This is a genomic window from Telluria sp. ZT3P39 (genome assembly GCF_059685935.1).
The window spans coordinates 69,045-84,573 of record NZ_JCASIH010000009.1; the positions used below are offsets into that span (position 1 = coordinate 69,045).

Annotated in this window: 14 protein-coding genes; 11 read left to right on the top strand and 3 right to left on the bottom strand. The window is 66.7% G+C overall.

Annotated elements, in window-relative coordinates; translation table 11 throughout:
- Positions 1-57: 57 nt before the first annotated feature.
- Both zapE and AC56LR_RS11285 read left to right on the top strand, forming a co-directional pair.
- Positions 58-1,155 (top strand): cell division protein ZapE, encoded by a 1,098-nt coding sequence (zapE, locus tag AC56LR_RS11280; RefSeq protein ID WP_497130367.1) that lies wholly within the window; start codon positions 58-60, stop codon positions 1,153-1,155.
- 19 nt (positions 1,156-1,174) lie between these two features.
- Positions 1,175-1,840 (top strand): hypothetical protein, encoded by a 666-nt coding sequence (locus tag AC56LR_RS11285; RefSeq protein WP_497130369.1) that lies wholly within the window; start codon positions 1,175-1,177, stop codon positions 1,838-1,840.
- Between the two features lie 33 nt (positions 1,841-1,873).
- Here AC56LR_RS11285 and AC56LR_RS11290 read toward each other — a convergent pair whose 3' ends face one another.
- The gene (locus tag AC56LR_RS11290; RefSeq protein WP_497130371.1) at positions 1,874-2,668 is read right to left on the bottom strand and encodes a PP2C family protein-serine/threonine phosphatase; all 795 of its coding nucleotides are present in this window, start codon (positions 2,666-2,668) and stop codon (positions 1,874-1,876) included.
- A gap of 194 nt (positions 2,669-2,862) precedes the next feature.
- On the opposite strand from AC56LR_RS11290, the gene AC56LR_RS11295 reads away from it, so the two are divergent.
- Both AC56LR_RS11295 and yoaA read left to right on the top strand, forming a co-directional pair.
- Positions 2,863-3,063, top strand: a complete 201-nt coding sequence (locus AC56LR_RS11295; RefSeq protein WP_171081506.1) for a YdcH family protein — start codon at positions 2,863-2,865, stop codon at positions 3,061-3,063.
- Positions 3,064-3,103: 40 nt separating this feature from the next.
- Complete coding sequence (gene yoaA, locus AC56LR_RS11300; RefSeq protein WP_497130373.1) at positions 3,104-5,155, top strand: DNA repair helicase YoaA; 2,052 nt, start codon at positions 3,104-3,106, stop codon at positions 5,153-5,155.
- A 101-nt stretch (positions 5,156-5,256) separates the two neighbouring features.
- Here the strand turns inward: yoaA and AC56LR_RS11305 are convergent, their stop codons facing one another.
- On the bottom strand, positions 5,257-6,231 hold the full coding sequence (locus AC56LR_RS11305) for an NADPH:quinone oxidoreductase family protein (RefSeq protein ID WP_497130375.1): 975 nt from the start codon (positions 6,229-6,231) through the stop codon (positions 5,257-5,259).
- Between the two features lie 175 nt (positions 6,232-6,406).
- Between AC56LR_RS11305 and AC56LR_RS11310 the strand changes: the two genes are divergently transcribed.
- The 7 genes from AC56LR_RS11310 (at position 6,407) to rlmD (ending at position 14,526) form a co-directional block, all read left to right on the top strand.
- Positions 6,407-7,015 carry a toll/interleukin-1 receptor domain-containing protein gene (locus AC56LR_RS11310; protein WP_497130377.1) on the top strand — a complete coding sequence of 203 codons (609 nt, stop codon included), beginning with the start codon at positions 6,407-6,409 and terminating at the stop codon, positions 7,013-7,015.
- A gap of 8 nt (positions 7,016-7,023) precedes the next feature.
- Positions 7,024-9,006 carry a tetratricopeptide repeat protein gene (locus AC56LR_RS11315; RefSeq protein ID WP_497130379.1) on the top strand — a complete coding sequence of 661 codons (1,983 nt, stop codon included), beginning with the start codon at positions 7,024-7,026 and terminating at the stop codon, positions 9,004-9,006.
- 215 nt (positions 9,007-9,221) lie between these two features.
- The gene (surE, locus tag AC56LR_RS11320; RefSeq protein WP_497130380.1) at positions 9,222-9,953 is read left to right on the top strand and encodes a 5'/3'-nucleotidase SurE; all 732 of its coding nucleotides are present in this window, start codon (positions 9,222-9,224) and stop codon (positions 9,951-9,953) included.
- Positions 9,950-10,846 carry a protein-L-isoaspartate(D-aspartate) O-methyltransferase gene (locus AC56LR_RS11325; protein WP_497130381.1) on the top strand — a complete coding sequence of 299 codons (897 nt, stop codon included), beginning with the start codon at positions 9,950-9,952 and terminating at the stop codon, positions 10,844-10,846. The genes surE and AC56LR_RS11325 overlap by 4 nt, the downstream gene beginning before the upstream one ends.
- A gap of 151 nt (positions 10,847-10,997) precedes the next feature.
- Entirely contained in the window at positions 10,998-11,924 is a 927-nt protein-coding gene (locus AC56LR_RS11330; RefSeq protein ID WP_497130382.1) for a peptidoglycan DD-metalloendopeptidase family protein, read from the top strand.
- 6 nt (positions 11,925-11,930) lie between these two features.
- Positions 11,931-12,950 (top strand): RNA polymerase sigma factor RpoS, encoded by a 1,020-nt coding sequence (gene rpoS, locus AC56LR_RS11335; protein ID WP_497130384.1) that lies wholly within the window; start codon positions 11,931-11,933, stop codon positions 12,948-12,950.
- A gap of 175 nt (positions 12,951-13,125) precedes the next feature.
- Entirely contained in the window at positions 13,126-14,526 is a 1,401-nt protein-coding gene (gene rlmD / locus AC56LR_RS11340; protein WP_497130386.1) for a 23S rRNA (uracil(1939)-C(5))-methyltransferase RlmD, read from the top strand.
- Between the two features lie 174 nt (positions 14,527-14,700).
- Here the strand turns inward: rlmD and AC56LR_RS11345 are convergent, their stop codons facing one another.
- Positions 14,701-15,396, bottom strand: a complete 696-nt coding sequence (locus tag AC56LR_RS11345; protein ID WP_497130388.1) for a Bax inhibitor-1/YccA family protein — start codon at positions 15,394-15,396, stop codon at positions 14,701-14,703.
- Positions 15,397-15,529: the final 133 nt, after the last annotated feature.

Here is a 15,529-nt window from a genome sequence, read left to right on the forward strand (position 1 = left end):
CGTGAATTGAACGCGCGGGCGGCGGAGCCGCCCACCCTACGTTAACAGCATCCCACTATGAACGTTCAAGAGTACTATCAGCACGCTCTCACCGAGCGCGGCTTCACGTCCGACCCGGCCCAACAGGCCGCGGTGGACCGCCTGCAGCAGGCGTACGACGACTGGGTCGGGTACAAGGCCCAGCGGTCGTCCGCTTTCAAGCGCCTGATCAACCGCCCGGACGTGCCGAAAGGCGTCTACATGTGGGGCGGAGTGGGGCGCGGCAAGTCCTTCCTGATGGACTCCTTCTATTCGGTGGTGCCGGTGGTGCGCAAGACGCGCCTGCACTTCCACGAATTCATGCGCGCCGTGCACGGCCAGCTCGACGAACTCAAAGGCGTGGCCGATCCGCTCGACGAAGTCGCCAAGCGCATCGCCAGGAAATACCGCCTGATCTGCTTCGACGAATTCCACGTCTCCGACATCGCCGACGCGATGATCCTGTATAACCTGCTGTCCGCCCTGTTCGCCAACGGCGTGAGCTTCGTGATGACCTCGAACTACGAGCCGTCCACGCTCTACCCGGACGGCCTGCACCGCGACCGCATGCTGCCGACCATCGCGCTGCTCAAGGACAAGCTGGACGTGCTCAATGTCGATGCCGGCAACGACTACCGCAAGCGCGCGCTCGAGCAGGTCGAGGCCTATTACACGCCGCTCAATGCCGCCTCGGACCACGCCTTGCGCGAAGCCTATGCGAAGGTGGCCGACACCGCCGACGAACACCCGATCGTGCACATCGAGAACCGCGAGATCCGCGCGCTGCGCCGCGCCGGCGGCGTGATCTGGTTCGATTTCGCGACCCTGTGCGGCGGCCCGCGCTCGCAGAACGATTACCTCGAACTGGCGACGCGCTTCCACACCGTGGTCCTCTCCAGCATCCCGGCGATGTCGGCCGGGCAGTCGTCGGAGGCGCGCCGCTTCACCTGGCTGATCGACGTATTCTACGACCACAAGGTCAAGCTGATCATGTCGGCGGCAGTGGAGCCGGAGGAGCTGTACACCCAGGGTATGCTGGCAAACGAATTCCACCGCACCGTCTCGCGTATCATTGAAATGCAATCGCGCGAGTACATGCTCGCCGAGCGGCGCGGCGCGGCGGACGCCATCGCCTGATCGAACGAAAAGGACATCCATGACGATTCATCCAGTATTGCGCGGCGTAGTCACCTTCGCTGCGGCGCTCGTTCTCGCCGCATGCGCGACGACCGAGCCGGGCCCCTCGGTGGCCGCGGTCGAGCCGAGTACGTCGAGCGCCCAGGCCGATGCGCGCCTTGCCGCCGTCGCCATCGAGCGCGCGTCGATCGAAGCGCGCTTTGCCGAGCGCGAGGCGGTCTGCTATGAAAAATTCTTCGTGAACAGCTGCCTCGACGAGGCCAAGGAACGCCGCCGCGCGGCCCTGGTCGCGCAGCGCAATATCGAGATCGAGGCCGAGCGCTTCAAGCGCCGCCTGAAAGTGGATGAGCGCGACCGCGAGATCGCCGCCGCCGACGCCGAATACAAGGCCGAAGAAGCCGCACTGGCCGCTAAGGCGCCGGCGCCGCCGCGCGACACCACGGCCGTGCCACCACCGAGGCCGTCGCCGGCGGCCTCGCGCATCGCGCGCCGCAATGCCAAGGCCCAGGAAGCCGCCGCCCGCGCGCCGCAAGAAGCGGCGAAGGCGGCAGCCAATGCCGCCGCCTTCGAAGAACGCAAGCGCAAGTCCGAGCAGCGCCAGCGCGACGTCGCGGCCCGCAAGGCCGAACGCGAGGCGAAGGCTGCGGCGAAGCGGGCAGCGCCTGCCGCACCAGCCGGGAAGTAAGGAACCCGGGCATGCCGGCCCGGCCGGCAGCGCTTACACGGGCCGCTCGATCCGGGCGGCCGTCCCATCCTGCACCGTCTTCACCAGCTTCACGATCCCCATCGTGCAGTTCCCGCCCTTGCCCTGGGACCGTTCCGCCGCCTTGTCGATCAGCATCTCGGACGCCTGCCGTGGCGAGGCGCGGCCGATCGCCGCCGCCAGTTCCGCGTCGGTGAAGAAATGCCACAGGCCGTCCGAGCACAGCAGAAAGCTGTCGCCCGGGCCCATCCCCGTGCTGCTGCCGATGGCCACGAACGGCTCCTTGCGGCTGTTGCCGAGGATGTTGAGCAGCAGTTTGGACTTGCGGTGGTTTTTTGCCGCGTCTTCCGGCAGGCGGTCGCTGGCCACCAGGTGCTGCACATAGTCGGCGTCGCTGGTGCGCGATACCGGTTTGCCGTCCTGGAAGTGATACAGGCGCGAATCGCCCACATGCCCCCACACCGCCTCGCCGTGCGGCGTCAATACGAGCCCGACGAAGCTGGCATGCGCCTCGACCTGGGAGGTGAGGGCGTTCATCTTGATGATGAGGTGGGTTTCGCTGACGATGTCGCGCAGCAGCTGGGCGATACGGTCGATCGAAGCGTGGTCGCCCGGCTTGAATTCGTCGAAGACCTGGCGCGCCGTGTGCAGCACCTGCTCGGAGGCTGCGGCGCTGGCAATGCCGTCCGACAGCACCGCCAGCATGTAGCCGGGCGCACGGGCGCCGGTAAGCAGGGCGATGCGGTCGTTCTGCTGCGGACGGTTGCCGATGTGTTGCGCGGTTCCCGCTTCGATCTTGTATGGTGTCATAAACGTGTGTTTCCGTAGCGCCCGCGCCGAACTTTGTTGGCGGCAACCTCAGCGTAGATTAAACTATGCACCGAGAAGCCGTGGTGTTGCAAGCCGAACACACGCCGGCATGCTCCCGTGCCCGGCTACGCGCCCAGGCGCACCGTCCTTTTTCCCGCAAACGCTTTTGAACAGAACTGTTTGGAACAGCAATCATGACCGACGTCCAGGACCTCCAGCGCCGCATCATCGAACTCGACGTGGAACACCGCGACCTCGATGCCGTCATTTCGATGCTGACCGCGGACGGCCATGGCGACCAGCTCCAGCTGCGCCGTTTGAAAAAGCGTAAGCTGCAGCTCAAGGATCATATTACGCTGCTGAAGATGCAGCTGGTTCCCGACATTCCAGCCTGAACCCATTCGCCGACATAACGGCTACGAAGAAACACGCATTTTGACCGACCATCTCCCCGCATCTGTTCCAGCCGCCGGGCCGGCGGACACGGCGCCGCCGCAGGGTGACGTCCTTCCCGCCAGCGTCCACCCGCCCGGCAAGTACGACGACGAGCTCGACCGTTTATTCGGCGCGGGCGGCCCGCTCGCGCCCGCCGTCGGCACCTTCAAGCCGCGCCAGGCCCAGACTGAAATGGCCAAGGCTGTCGCCCAGGCCATGGCCGACCAGAAAGTCCTGATGGCCGAGGCCGGTACCGGCACCGGCAAGACCTTCGCCTACCTGGTCCCCGCGCTGCTGTGGGGCGGCAAGACCATCATCTCGACCGGCACCAAGAACCTGCAGGACCAGTTGTTTTTGCGCGACATCCCGACCATCCGCGCCGCCTTGCGCGCGCCGGTCTCGGTGGCGCTGCTCAAGGGCCGCTCGAACTACGTCTGCCACTTCCACCTGGAACGCACGCTCTCCAACGGCCGCCTGACCTCGCGCGACGACGTCGGCCACCTGCGCGAGATCTCGCGCTTCATCAAGATGACCAATTCGGGCGACAAGGCCGAGCTGGCCAAGGTGCCGGAAACCGCGACCGTGTGGAACCTGGTCACCTCGACCCGCGACACCTGCATGGGCGCCGAATGCCAGTACTACCAGGACTGCTTCGTGATGAAGGCGCGCCGCGAAGCGCAACAGGCAGACGTGGTGGTGGTCAACCACCACCTGTTCTTCGCCGACGTGGCCCTGAAGGACACCGGCGTGGCCGAGCTGCTGCCGTCGGCCAACACCATCATCTTCGACGAGGCGCATCAGCTGCCCGACACCGCCACGCTGTTCTTCGGCACCTCGGTCTCGACTGCGCAGGTGCTGGAACTGTGCCGCGACGTGCTGGCCGAAGGCCTGGCGCATGCGCGTGGGCCCGATTGGGGCAAGGTCGTCACGGTGGTCGAAAAGGCCGCGCGCGACCTGCGTCTGACCTTCCCGGAAGGTAGCACTCGCCTGTCGCTGCCGCAGGTCTTGCCGACATCAAGCTTCTTCCCGGCGCTGGCCAAGCTCAAAGAAGAACTCTCCGGCATGATCACGGTGCTGGAAGAACACGCCGCGCGCGCCGAGACCGTCGAAGCCTGCCGCGTGCGCGCGCTGGAACTGGCTGCTTCCTACGAAGCCTGGAAGGCCGACCCAAAGAAAGGCAAGGTCGTCGAAGGCGACGAGGCGGTGCTGTGGGTCGAGGCTTTCTCGTCCTCGCTGCAGCTGCACAAGACGCCGCTGTCGATCGCGCCGATCTTCTCGAGCCAGCGCGAAGGCACGCCGCGCAGCTGGATCTTCACCTCGGCCACGCTGGCGGTGAAGAACGACTTCAAGCATTTCTCCGAGCAGATGGGCCTGACCGGCGAGCCGGCCATGACCTGGCCGAGCCCCTTCAACTACGGCGAGCAGGGCATTCTGTATGTGCCGACCGGCCTGCCGGAACCGAACTCGATGCACTACACCGATGCCGTGGTCGACATCGCGCTGCCGGTCATCGAGGCCGCGGGCGGGCGCACCTTCTTCCTGTGCACGACGATTCGCGCAGTGAACAAGGTGGCCGAGCGCCTGCGCACGGAATTTGCCGAGCGCGGGCTGGACTTCCCGCTGTTCGTGCAGGGCGAGCGTGGACGCACCGAACTGCTCGATTCCTTCCGCACCGCCGGCAACGCGGTGCTGGTGGGCAGCCAGAGTTTCTGGGAAGGCGTGGACGTGCGCGGCGAAGCGCTTTCCCTGGTGATCATCGACAAGCTGCCGTTTGCCCCGCCGGACGACCCGGTACTGGCCGCGCGCATCGAGGTCATGGAAAAGCAGGGCATGAACGGCTTCATGCACCACCAGCTGCCGGAAGCGATCATCACGCTCAAGCAGGGGGCAGGGCGCTTGATTCGCGACGTGGACGATCGGGGTGTGCTGATGATTTGCGATCCGCGCCTGATTACCAAGCCGTATGGACGGCGGATCTGGCAGAGTTTGCCGCCGTTCAAGCGCACGCGCGTGCAGTCGGAAGTGATCGAGTTTTTCAAGCCGCCGGCGTAGGGTGGTCGGCTTCGCCGACCGCGCGTTCAAATGCCGTTTGATGGCCCGCTCCGTGGTTTGCACGGGTGCGTTGAACGCGCGGGCGGGAAGACCCGCCCACCCTACGGGGTGATGACAATCTTGCCCACGACCTTGCGCGCCGCCATATCATTCAAGGCCTGCGCCGTCTCCGCCAACGCATAGCGCCTGGAGACCAGCGGCTTGAGCTTCCCCTCCGCCATCCACCCCAGCATCTGCCGCATCGCCGCCAGGTTCGCTTGCGGCTCGCGCCGCACGAGATCCCCCCAGAACACGCCCACCACCGAGGCGCCTTTCAGGAGCATCAGGTTCCACGGCAGCTTCGGAATCTCGCCGGCCGCAAATCCGACCACCAGGTGCCGCCCGCGCCAGGCGATCGAGCGCAGCGCCGGCTCGCTGTAGCGCCCGCCGACCGGATCGTAGATCACGTCCGGCCCGCGCCCGCCCGTTGCCGCCTTGAGCGCTTCGCGCAAGTCTTCCTTCTCGTAATTGATGACGGCGTCCGCCCCATGCGCGCGGCAGATCGCCAGCTTCTCGTCGCTCGACGCCGCCGCGATCACGCGCGCGCCCAGCGCCTTGCCGATCTCGATCGCCGCCAGCCCCACGCCGCCGGCCGCGCCCAGCACCAGCATGGTTTCGCCAGCCTGCAGGGCGCCGCGGTCCACCACCGCATGGTGCGAGGTGCCATAGGTGAGGGTAATCGCCGCGGCGGTGTCGAAGTCCATCCCGGGCGGCATCGGCATCAGCGCCTCCACTGGCGCAAGCGCCTGTTCGGCAAACGCCCCGGTGCGGGTAAAGCCAATCACCTGCTGGCCCGGTGCAAAGGCGGTCACACCCGGGCCGACGGCGCGCACGGTGCCGGCGAACTCGTTACCCGGCGTGAACGGCAGTTCCGGGCGCACCTGGTACTTGCCCTGCACGGTCAGCACGTCCGGGAAGTTCACACCGGCCGCCTTCACGTCGACCACCACCTCGCCCGCGCCGGGCACGAGGTCCGGCAGGTCCTCGATCACCAGGCTATCGATCGGGCCCCAATCCTTGCATCGCACGGCTTTCATTTGCTTTCCTCCAGCTTCAGTTCAAGTCAATTAATCGGCGGAATTATGCCTGAAGACCCGCTGCCGCTACTGCCGACGAGGCCGCCGGCACGCTTGTGCGCACGCAAAGCAGCCGGGTTCTTCAGCGCTAGAGTCGAACGGTACGCCTCTGGCAAATTGGAATGGGGAGCAGGAAATGGCTATCCGTTACGGGTGTTTCTTCAGCTACGCACACGGCAGGCATGACCTGATGAAACGGTTCAAGACCGCCCTGGCGGACGCGCTGCGCTGCTATCTCGAACCTTACTTCGACAACGAAGACGAACTGTTTATCGACACCGAGCAGCTGGGCGGCGGCGATGACCTCGACCGCAAGATCGCGCGCGCCATGTGCGAGAGCGTCTGCATGATCCTGATCTACACGCCCAAGTACGAGGCCCATGCCTATACCCGGCGCGAATATGCCGCCATGCGCCAGCTCGAGGCCGAGCGCGCCGGCTGGTACACCTTGCCCAGCCACCTGATCATCCCGGTGATCATGACGCGCCATCCCGATTCGCTGCCGTCGCAAATTACTGAGAGCAGCTTCTACGTGGACTTTTCTCATTTCACGATGGCGACCGCCGACATCAGGTCCAACCCCGACTTCCTGCCGGACATCGACAAGATGGTCAAGCGCATCGCGACGCATTACCAACGCCAAAAAAAGCATACGCCACCCAACCATGACTGCAACCAATTCGTGCTCCCCGATGTCCCACCCGAGTGGCGCGCGCTGCCCGACCTGACCTTCCCGAAAAAATGAGGAGCCGCATGGACAAGAACGAGAACAGGATGCCCCTTCCCGCGCTGGACAGTCCCGGCGCAGTCACCACCTTTTATGCCTACGAAGGCGGCCCCGCCCGTAACGCTCTGGTTGCCGCGTCCGCGCTGCAGCTGGCCGGCGATCCCGCCCATGCGCCGGTGCTGGTGATCGACTGGGACCTCGACGCGCCGTCGCTGCACGCCTGGATGGCGCAAGCTCACGACGGCGCCGGCGAAGAAGAGGGTGGGGAACCCGCGCCCGGCCTGCTGGAATATTTCGGCGCCCTGCGCGACGGACTGCGGCGCCAGCGCTTCGCCAATGGCGACTGCGGCGAAGCGCTGGCCGAGGCGGTGCTCGATGCCGTCGACTGGCGCGGCTACATCGAGCGCGCCGACGGCCGTCGCCCGCTGTACCTGATGCGCGCCGGCCGCTTCGACGAGGCCTATGCCGACCGCGCCGGACGGCTCGACTGGGATGCCTTGTTCGATGCCTGCCCGGCCCTGTTCCGCCGCTTCGCCGCGCGCATGCGGCGCCATTTCGGCCACGTGCTCATTGCCTGCGGCGCCGGCCGCTCGTCCGGCGTCAGCGTCTGCACCACGCTGCTCCCGGACCGCATCGTGGGCCTGTTCACGCCGGCCCCCGGCAGCCTCGATGGGCTGGAGGGCGTGGTTGACCGCGCCATCGATTACCGCTGCACCCACGAAGACGAGCAGCGCCCGCTGATGCTCTACCCGGTGGCCTGCAGCGCGGACGGCGTGCGCAGCGATCCGGGCCAGCGCTGGCGGCGCGGCGATCCTGGCGCCGGCCTGGCCGGCTACCAGCCGCGCCTCGAATCGCTGCTGCGCGGCGCCTACGGCATGACGCGCCTGCGCCTGGACAGCTGGTTCGACGAATTGCAGCTGCCCCTGAGCGACGCGGTGGCCATCGCCCCGGCCGGGGCCGGGAGCCGCGCGCTGGCGCGCCCGGCCGCCTGCCTGCTGTCCTGGCTCGCGCAGGGCCACTTCCCCTGGCATTCGCTGGCCGAAGTGCGGCTGCGCATGGCGGTCGCGCGCGGCCGTCTTGAAGCGGCCGCAGCCTCGCTGACCGTGCCGCTGGCAGACAAGCTGGCGCGCCTGGGCGCGTTGTGCCGCGACGAAGGGCGTACCGGCGAAGCAGACGAACTGCTCGGCGAGAGCCTGCAGCTGCGCCGCGCCGCGCTGGGCGAAGACCACCCGCAGTCGCGCGCCGGCCTGCGCGCGCTGGCGGGGCTGCACCATGCGGCCGGGCGCCTGCACGAGGCGCGCCGCGATTACGAATTGCTGGCCCAGGGCTGCGCGCGCAGCGCCGGCGTCGAGCATCCCGATACGTTAAGCGCGCGCTCGCGCCTGGCCTGCATGCTGGGCGAACTGGGGGAGGGCGAGCGCGCGCTGGCGCTGCACGAGCAGGTGGTGGCCACCTGCGAACGGCTGTGGGGCGACGCGCACGTCGCCACCCTCGACAGCCTCGAAGACCTCGCCCTGACCCTCACCGCCCAGCACGAATTCGACCGCGCGCGCATCCTGTGCGAACGGGTGCTCGACGGCCGCCGCCGCTTGCAGGGCAGCGAGCACGACGACACCCTGCGCTGCAGCCAGCACTTGGCCCAGCTGCTCGGCGAAATGGGCGACCTTGGTAATGCGCGCCGGCTGCTCGAAGCCGTGCTGCGGGCGCGCGAACGCCAGGACGGCGCCGACGCCACGCCGACGCTGCAGGCGCGCGAGGCGCTGGCCGAAATCCTGGCCGCCCAGGGCGACCTGGCGGCCGTGCGCCGAATCCAGGAGTCGCTCGCCTGGACCCGCGAGCGCCACCTCGGCGCCAGCCATCCCGACACCCTCAGCATCCAGCTGCGGCTGGCGTCCACCCTAGGCCAGCAGGGCGAGGAAGAAGCGGCCAGCCGGCTGCGCGGGCGGGTGGCCGAGCTGCGCCAGCGCCTCGAAGAGGCAGGCGGCGCCGGCGGCTTCGGCAGGCGCTGAGCGGCCCCGGCAGTGCGGGCGGGGCCGGCTGCCTGCGTCTTTGCGCGTCGTCGCGAGGTGTGGCACATCCGCTACGGCGGGGTTGCCTGTTCGCCCACGTCGAGGAGGCGATGGCCCCGGGAGCGGCTCCCCGGTGGCGTTAAAAATCGCCGCTGGGCAACAAAAATAGCCCTGGACACGAACGACAAGGCCGTTGCTTCAGGTAAAATCCCCGCATGCGAATCCTTATCAGTAACGATGACGGCTACCTGGCGCCTGGTCTCAGTGCGCTGGCCGAGGCTTTGTCCGCGATCGCGGAGATCGTGGTGTTCGCCCCCGACAGCAACCGCTCGGGTGCGTCCAATTCGCTGTCGCTCGACCGTCCCCTGTCGGTCCAGCGCGCTGCAAATGGTTTTCATTTCGTCAACGGTACGCCTACCGATTGCGTCCACATCGCCCTGACGATGATGGAGGCGCCGCCCGACCTGGTCGTCTCCGGCATCAATAATGGCCAGAACATGGGCGACGACACGCTGTATTCCGGCACCGTCGCCGCCGCCACCGAAGCTTATCTGTATGGCATCCCGGCAATCGCGTTTTCGCAGGTGAACCCGGGCTGGGCCCATATCGATGCCGCTGCGCGCGTGGCGCGCGAGATCGTCGAGCGCCGTTTCGACAAGTTTGAACTGCCCTTCCTGTTCAACGTGAACATCCCGAACCTGCCGTATGAACAGATCGGCCCCTTGACGCCCGCGCGCCTGGGGCGCCGCCACCAGGCCGAGCCGGTGATCCGCTCGCAGGACCCGCGCGGGCGCGAGATCTTCTGGATCGGCGCCCCGGGCGCCTGCCGCGACGCGGGCGAGGGCACCGATTTCCACGCGACCGCGCAAGGCTGCGTCTCGATCACTCCGCTGCAGGTCGACCTGACCCACAAGACCCAGCTCGAACTGCTGCGGGGGATCGTATGAGCGAAGACCGCACCAAAGATCGGCGCAGCACCTTCCCGCTGCCGCTGTCTTCGGTCACCGGGACCGATCGCCGCAACCCGGGCACGCCGCGCGCCCCGGCGCCGGTCGCCACGCCGCAGACCGCCACCCGCAATGCCGCCCGCACCGCCTTTACGGGCGGCGCCGCGCTGCAGCCGCAAGCCCCGAGCCCGTCACCGCGTCCGCCGGGTTACGCCGCCTCGCATACGCCGAGCGCGCCGAGCGTGCAGCGCTCGGACCTGATGGCCTCGGAAGCGGTGCGCCGCGCCATGGTCGGACGGGTCGCGCGCCAGGGCGTCAAGGATGGCCAGGTGCTGGCTGCCATGGAAGCGGTGCCGCGCCACCTGTTCATCGAGCCGGCCATGTCGGCCCAGGCCTATGTCGACGCTTCGCTGCCGATCGGGCACCAGCAGACGATTTCGCAGCCCTATATCGTGGCCCGAATGATCGAAGTCATGCGTGCGGGCGGGCAGCTGGGCAAGGTGCTCGAGATCGGCACCGGCTGCGGCTACCAGGCCGCGGTGCTGTCGTTCGTCGCGCGCGAGGTGTACTCGATCGAGCGCATCAAGCCCCTGCACGAGCTCGCCAAAACCAACCTGCGCCCCTTGCGGATTTCGAACCTTCGTTTGCAATACGGCGATGGTATGCTAGGCTTGCCGCAGGTTGCGCCGTTCGACGGCATCATCCTCGCAGCTGCGGGCCTCGAAGTACCGCAAGCCCTGCTCGAACAGCTGGCCATTGGCGCGCACCTCGTCGCGCCGGTCGGCGCCCAGGTCCAGCACCTGCAACGCATTACCCGCATCGGCAAAAGCGAATGGGCCAGCGAAACGCTGGAATCGTGCCATTTCGTGCCGCTGCGCCCGGGTACCGTCTAATACGGTCCGGTTTGACGCCGCCGCAAGGCCAGCCGGAGCTGCCATGCCAGCCCCGGCTGGCCTTGCGCAGCCCTCGTACGGCCGGGTCCGAAAATACGGGCCGTCCGCTCGAAGCGGCGCCACAGAACATACATCAGAAGCCAGAAAGACAATGAACCAAGTAACTCCAACGACCCAGGCAACCCGCTTAGCCCTGCTCACCCTGACCCTCGGCCTGCTGGCCGGCTGCACTTCCCTGACCCGCAACGCGCCGGTCGTCGAGCGTACCTCGCCGCCGACCCAGTCGCGCCCGGCTCCGGCACGCGCCGAAGAACCGAAAGACGAAAAAGGCATGCACACCGTGCGCCGCGGCGACACGCTGCTGCGCATCGCGCTGGACAACGGCCAGAACTACCGCGACCTGGTCGCCTGGAACAACCTGCGCGACCCGGACGACATCAAGGTCGGCCAGGTTCTGCGCGTCGCGCCGCCGGAACGCGGCGAGCGCACCGCCAACGTGCAGACCCAGCCGGTGCCGACGCCGCCGCCGGCCACCCCGCCGCGCAAGACCACGCCGCGCGCCGACAAGCAGCCGTACAACGAGGCGAACGTCGCCAGCGCCCAGAAGGAACCCGGCACCCGCGCCGAACCGGCCCCGGCCGTGACGCCGCCGGCCCCGACGCCCGCACCGACCATCGCCGCCGGCAGCACCGTGACCGCGAACGACGACGAAAAGCTGAGCTGGATGTGGCCATCCGACGGCCGCATCGTCGCCACCTTCGACGAAGGCCGCAACAAGGGCATCGACATCGCAGGCAGGGCCGGCCAGCAGGTGGTGGCCGCCGGCGCCGGGAAGGTAATGTACGCTGGCAGTGGTATCCGCGGATATGGTAATCTCGTTATCGTCAAGCACAGCAACAGCCTGCTGTCGGCATACGCACACAACCGCAAGATCGTCGTCAAGGAAGGCGACAACGTGGCCAAAGGCCAACTGATCGCGGAAATGGGCGATTCGGACGCCGACTCCGTGAAGTTGCATTTCGAGATCCGCCAACAGGGCAAGCCAGTCGACCCGTCGAGGTTCCTGCCCGGCCGATAGGATGGTATGACGCAGCCGCCGCACTCGCACGACCAGCAGGATACGGACGAGTATCCGGACACGCCGGAAGGCGAGGGGGCGCGTGCGGCCGACGGCAGCGAAAACGACGAGGTGGCCGATGCCGCGGAAGCACCGTCTTCCACCGAGGCCGACAGCGTCGACGAGCTGCGCAAGGTCCTGCAGGCCGAGCTGGCGACCGACACCACCCAGCACTACCTGAACCAGATCGGCACCCGAGCGCTGCTCTCGGCCTGCGAGGAATCCCAGGTCGCCACCCTGGCCAAGGGCGGCGACTTCGCGGCGCGCCAGAAGATGATCGAGCATAACCTGCGCCTGGTCGTCTCGATCGCCAAGCACTACATCAACCGCGGCGTCGTGCTGCTCGACCTGATCGAAGAAGGCAACATCGGCCTGATGCGTGCGATCGACAAGTTCGAGCCCGAGCGCGGCTTCCGCTTCTCGACCTACGCCACCTGGTGGATCCGCCAGAGCATCGAGCGCGCCATCATGAACCAGGCCCGCACCGTGCGCCTGCCGGTGCACATGGTGCGCGAGCTGAACGGTATCCTGCGCGCCAAATACCATCTCGAGGCGCAAAAACACGACGGCAAGGAGGCCGCCGCCGAAGACATCGCCAGCCTGGTCGGGCGCCCGGTGGAAGAGGTGCAGGACATCCTGGCCCTGTCCGAACACGCCGCCTCGCTCGACGCGCCGCTCGACAACGATCCCCAGTCCAGCCTGATGGACATGCTGCCCGACGACGGCGAAGCCATGCCCGATGTACTGGCCGAGCACCACGAGATGACGGTGCTGGTGCGCGACTGGCTGGCGCGCCTGCCCGACAAGCAGCGCCTGGTCGTGACGCGCCGCTTCGGGCTCGACAACGACGACCCTGCTACGTTGGAGACGCTCGCCGAGGAAATGGGCGTGACGCGCGAGCGGGTGCGGCAGATCCAGCAGGAGGCGCTGGTCAAGCTCAAGCGGGCGATGGCGGCGCGTGGGGTGGTGCGGGATTCGCTGCTCTAGCAGCGCCGCAATCGCGCGGCGACGCCAGCCTCGCCGGATCAGCCCCCTGTAGCGCCCCTTTCATTTCCTTGCTATCATGCCCGCCGGGCCACTTCAGCCCATTTTTTGTTTCTAACGTCCCCCACGCAGGCACCCGCCCGCTGGACGGCCTGCCGCCCATTCTTTTTCTCTCGCCATGCAAGAAATTTTTATCGACATCAAATCCCTGGATGCGGACGCCCGCGGCGTCGGCCACCTCGAGAACGAAGACGGCTCGCCCGGCAAGGTGGTGTTTGTCGAAGGCGCGCTGCCGGGAGAGCGCGTCAGCTATGAAACGCTGAAAAAGAAGAAGAACTGGGAGTCGGGCCGCATGCTCACCCTGCAGCGCGCCTCGTCGATGCGGGTCGAGCCCAAGTGCATCCACTTCGGTGTCTGCGGCGGCTGCTCGATGCAGCATCTGGAGCCGTCGGCCCAGGTCGCGATGAAGCAGCGCGTGCTGGAGGACAACCTCTGGCACATCGGCAAAGTGAAGTCCGAGATGATCATGCGCCCGATGTACGGCCCGACCTGGGACTACCGCTACCGCGCGCGCCTGTCGCTGCGCCATGTGCCGAAGAAGGGCGGGGTGCTGGTTGGCTTCCACGAGCGCAATTCGTCCTTCGTGGCCGACATCAGTACCTGCGAGATCCTGCCGGACCACGTCGCGCGCCTGCTGGTGCCGCTGCGCGAGCTGGTGGGCAGCATGTCGCTGTTCCGCGACGTGCCGCAGATCGAACTGGCCATCGGCGAAGAGAGCACGGTGCTGGTCATGCGCATCATGGCGCCGTTGACCGCCGCCGATGAGGTGCTGGTGAAAGCCTTTGCCGACAAGTGGGAGATCGAGTGGTGGCTCCAGCCGAAAGGCCCGGACACCGCCTATCCGTTCTACCCGGCGGCCAAGGAGCTGTATTACACGCTGCCGGAATTCGGCATCCGCATGCCCTTCAAGCCAACCGACTTCACCCAGGTGAACCACCAGATCAACCGCGTGCTGGTCTCGAAAGCGCTGCGCCTGCTGGATGTGCAGCCAGCCGAGCGTGTGGCCGACCTGTTCTGCGGCCTGGGCAACTTCACCCTGCCGCTGGCGACCCGGGCGCGCGAAGTCGTGGGCATCGAGGGCAGCACCGCGCTCACCACGCGCGCGCTGGAAAATGCCCAGGCCAACGGCCTGGCGGACAAGACCTCGTTCTCGACCCGCAACCTGTTCGAAGTGACGAAGGACGACCTGGTCGCCCTCGGCCGTTTCGACCGCATGCTGGTCGACCCGCCGCGCGACGGCGCCATGGCCCTGGCCGAAGCCCTGGCCGAGCTGCGCACCACCCACGAAGAGCTGATGCCGCAACGGATCGTCTACGTCTCCTGCAGCCCCTCGACCCTGGCGCGCGACGCCGGCATCCTGGTGCATGGCGCCGGGTACGTGCTGAAGAAGGCGGGGGTGTGCAACATGTTCCCGCATACCTCGCACGTGGAGTCGATTGCGGTATTCGAGCTGGGAGCGAAGCCGGTTGCGCCGGTGGTGCCGGTGGATGCGGCGGCCGATGCGGGCGATTCGATTTAGCAAAACCAGCAAAACCAGCAAAATCAGGGTCAGGTCTGACATTGAGACACAAGCTCAACTGGGGTAAGGCTGGGCTCGTGTCCGAATGTCAGACCTGACCCTGAAGTAGGCTGTTCATGCAAGTCAAAAAAAAGCCGACCGTCAGGTCGGCTTCTTCTTTTCAGCTGAAACCGCTTAGTCGCGGTCGCCGCCGGCAATGCCCAGCAGGTGCAGCAGGCTGGTGAAGATGTTGTACACGTCCAGGTAGATCGCCAGCGTGGCCGAGATGTAGTTGGTCTCGCCGCCGTTGATGATGCGCTGCACGTCGAACAGGATGAAGGCCGAGAAGATGCCGATGGCCAGTACCGAGATCACGATCGACAGCACCGACATCTGCAGGAAGACGTTGGCGATGACGGCCAGGAGCAGCACGACCACGCCGGCCATCAGCCAGCTGCCCATGCCCGAGAAATCGCGCTTGCTGGTGGTGGCGATGCTGGCCATCACGGCGAATACGCAGGCCGTGCCGCCGAAGGCGGTCATGATCAGGGTGCCGCCGTTCGAATAGCCCAGGGTGTGGCGCAGCAGGGGCGTGAGCATCAGGCCCATGAAGAAGGTGAAGCCGAGCAGGAAGGCCACGCCCAGCGCCGAGTGCTTGGTCTTTTCGATGGCGAACATGAAGCCGAACGCAACGGCCAGGAAGATGATCAGGCCGAAACCGCCGCTGAGCATCGGCAGCTGCATCGACACGCCGATGAAGGCGCCGAGGACGGTCGGGATCATCGACAGCGCGAGCAGCCAGTAGGTGTTGCGCAGGACATTGTTGCGGGTGACTCCGCGGCCAGCCTTGGTCAGGTCGATCGTGCTGCGAGGTTGCGAGTTAGGGAACATGGTGCCTCCGGTGAGTGGATGAGCGTCACTGTCAACATACAAGGTCAAACTTAAGCGGCGATGAAAACAGGACGGTTTTACCCCGTGACTCTACCACTTTGCTTGGCAATGGCGCAATATCGGCTATATGAGG

Bases quoted from the DNA above. Each gene is read 5' to 3' on its own strand.
- surE (WP_497130380.1), top strand. From the start codon at position 9,222: ATGCGAATCCTTATCAGTAACGATGACGGCTACCTGGCGCCTGGTCTC.
- AC56LR_RS11330 (WP_497130382.1), top strand. From the start codon at position 10,998: ATGAACCAAGTAACTCCAACGACCCAGGCAACCCGCTTAGCCCTGCTC.
- rpoS (WP_497130384.1), top strand. From the start codon at position 11,931: ATGACGCAGCCGCCGCACTCGCACGACCAGCAGGATACGGACGAGTAT.
- zapE (WP_497130367.1), top strand. From the start codon at position 58: ATGAACGTTCAAGAGTACTATCAGCACGCTCTCACCGAGCGCGGCTTC.
- AC56LR_RS11305 (WP_497130375.1), bottom strand. From the start codon at position 6,231: ATGAAAGCCGTGCGATGCAAGGATTGGGGCCCGATCGATAGCCTGGTG.
- AC56LR_RS11290 (WP_497130371.1), bottom strand. From the start codon at position 2,668: ATGACACCATACAAGATCGAAGCGGGAACCGCGCAACACATCGGCAAC.
- AC56LR_RS11310 (WP_497130377.1), top strand. From the start codon at position 6,407: ATGGCTATCCGTTACGGGTGTTTCTTCAGCTACGCACACGGCAGGCAT.
- AC56LR_RS11345 (WP_497130388.1), bottom strand. From the start codon at position 15,396: ATGTTCCCTAACTCGCAACCTCGCAGCACGATCGACCTGACCAAGGCT.
- AC56LR_RS11285 (WP_497130369.1), top strand. From the start codon at position 1,175: ATGACGATTCATCCAGTATTGCGCGGCGTAGTCACCTTCGCTGCGGCG.
- AC56LR_RS11315 (WP_497130379.1), top strand. From the start codon at position 7,024: ATGGACAAGAACGAGAACAGGATGCCCCTTCCCGCGCTGGACAGTCCC.
- AC56LR_RS11295 (WP_171081506.1), top strand. From the start codon at position 2,863: ATGACCGACGTCCAGGACCTCCAGCGCCGCATCATCGAACTCGACGTG.
- rlmD (WP_497130386.1), top strand. From the start codon at position 13,126: ATGCAAGAAATTTTTATCGACATCAAATCCCTGGATGCGGACGCCCGC.
- AC56LR_RS11325 (WP_497130381.1), top strand. From the start codon at position 9,950: ATGAGCGAAGACCGCACCAAAGATCGGCGCAGCACCTTCCCGCTGCCG.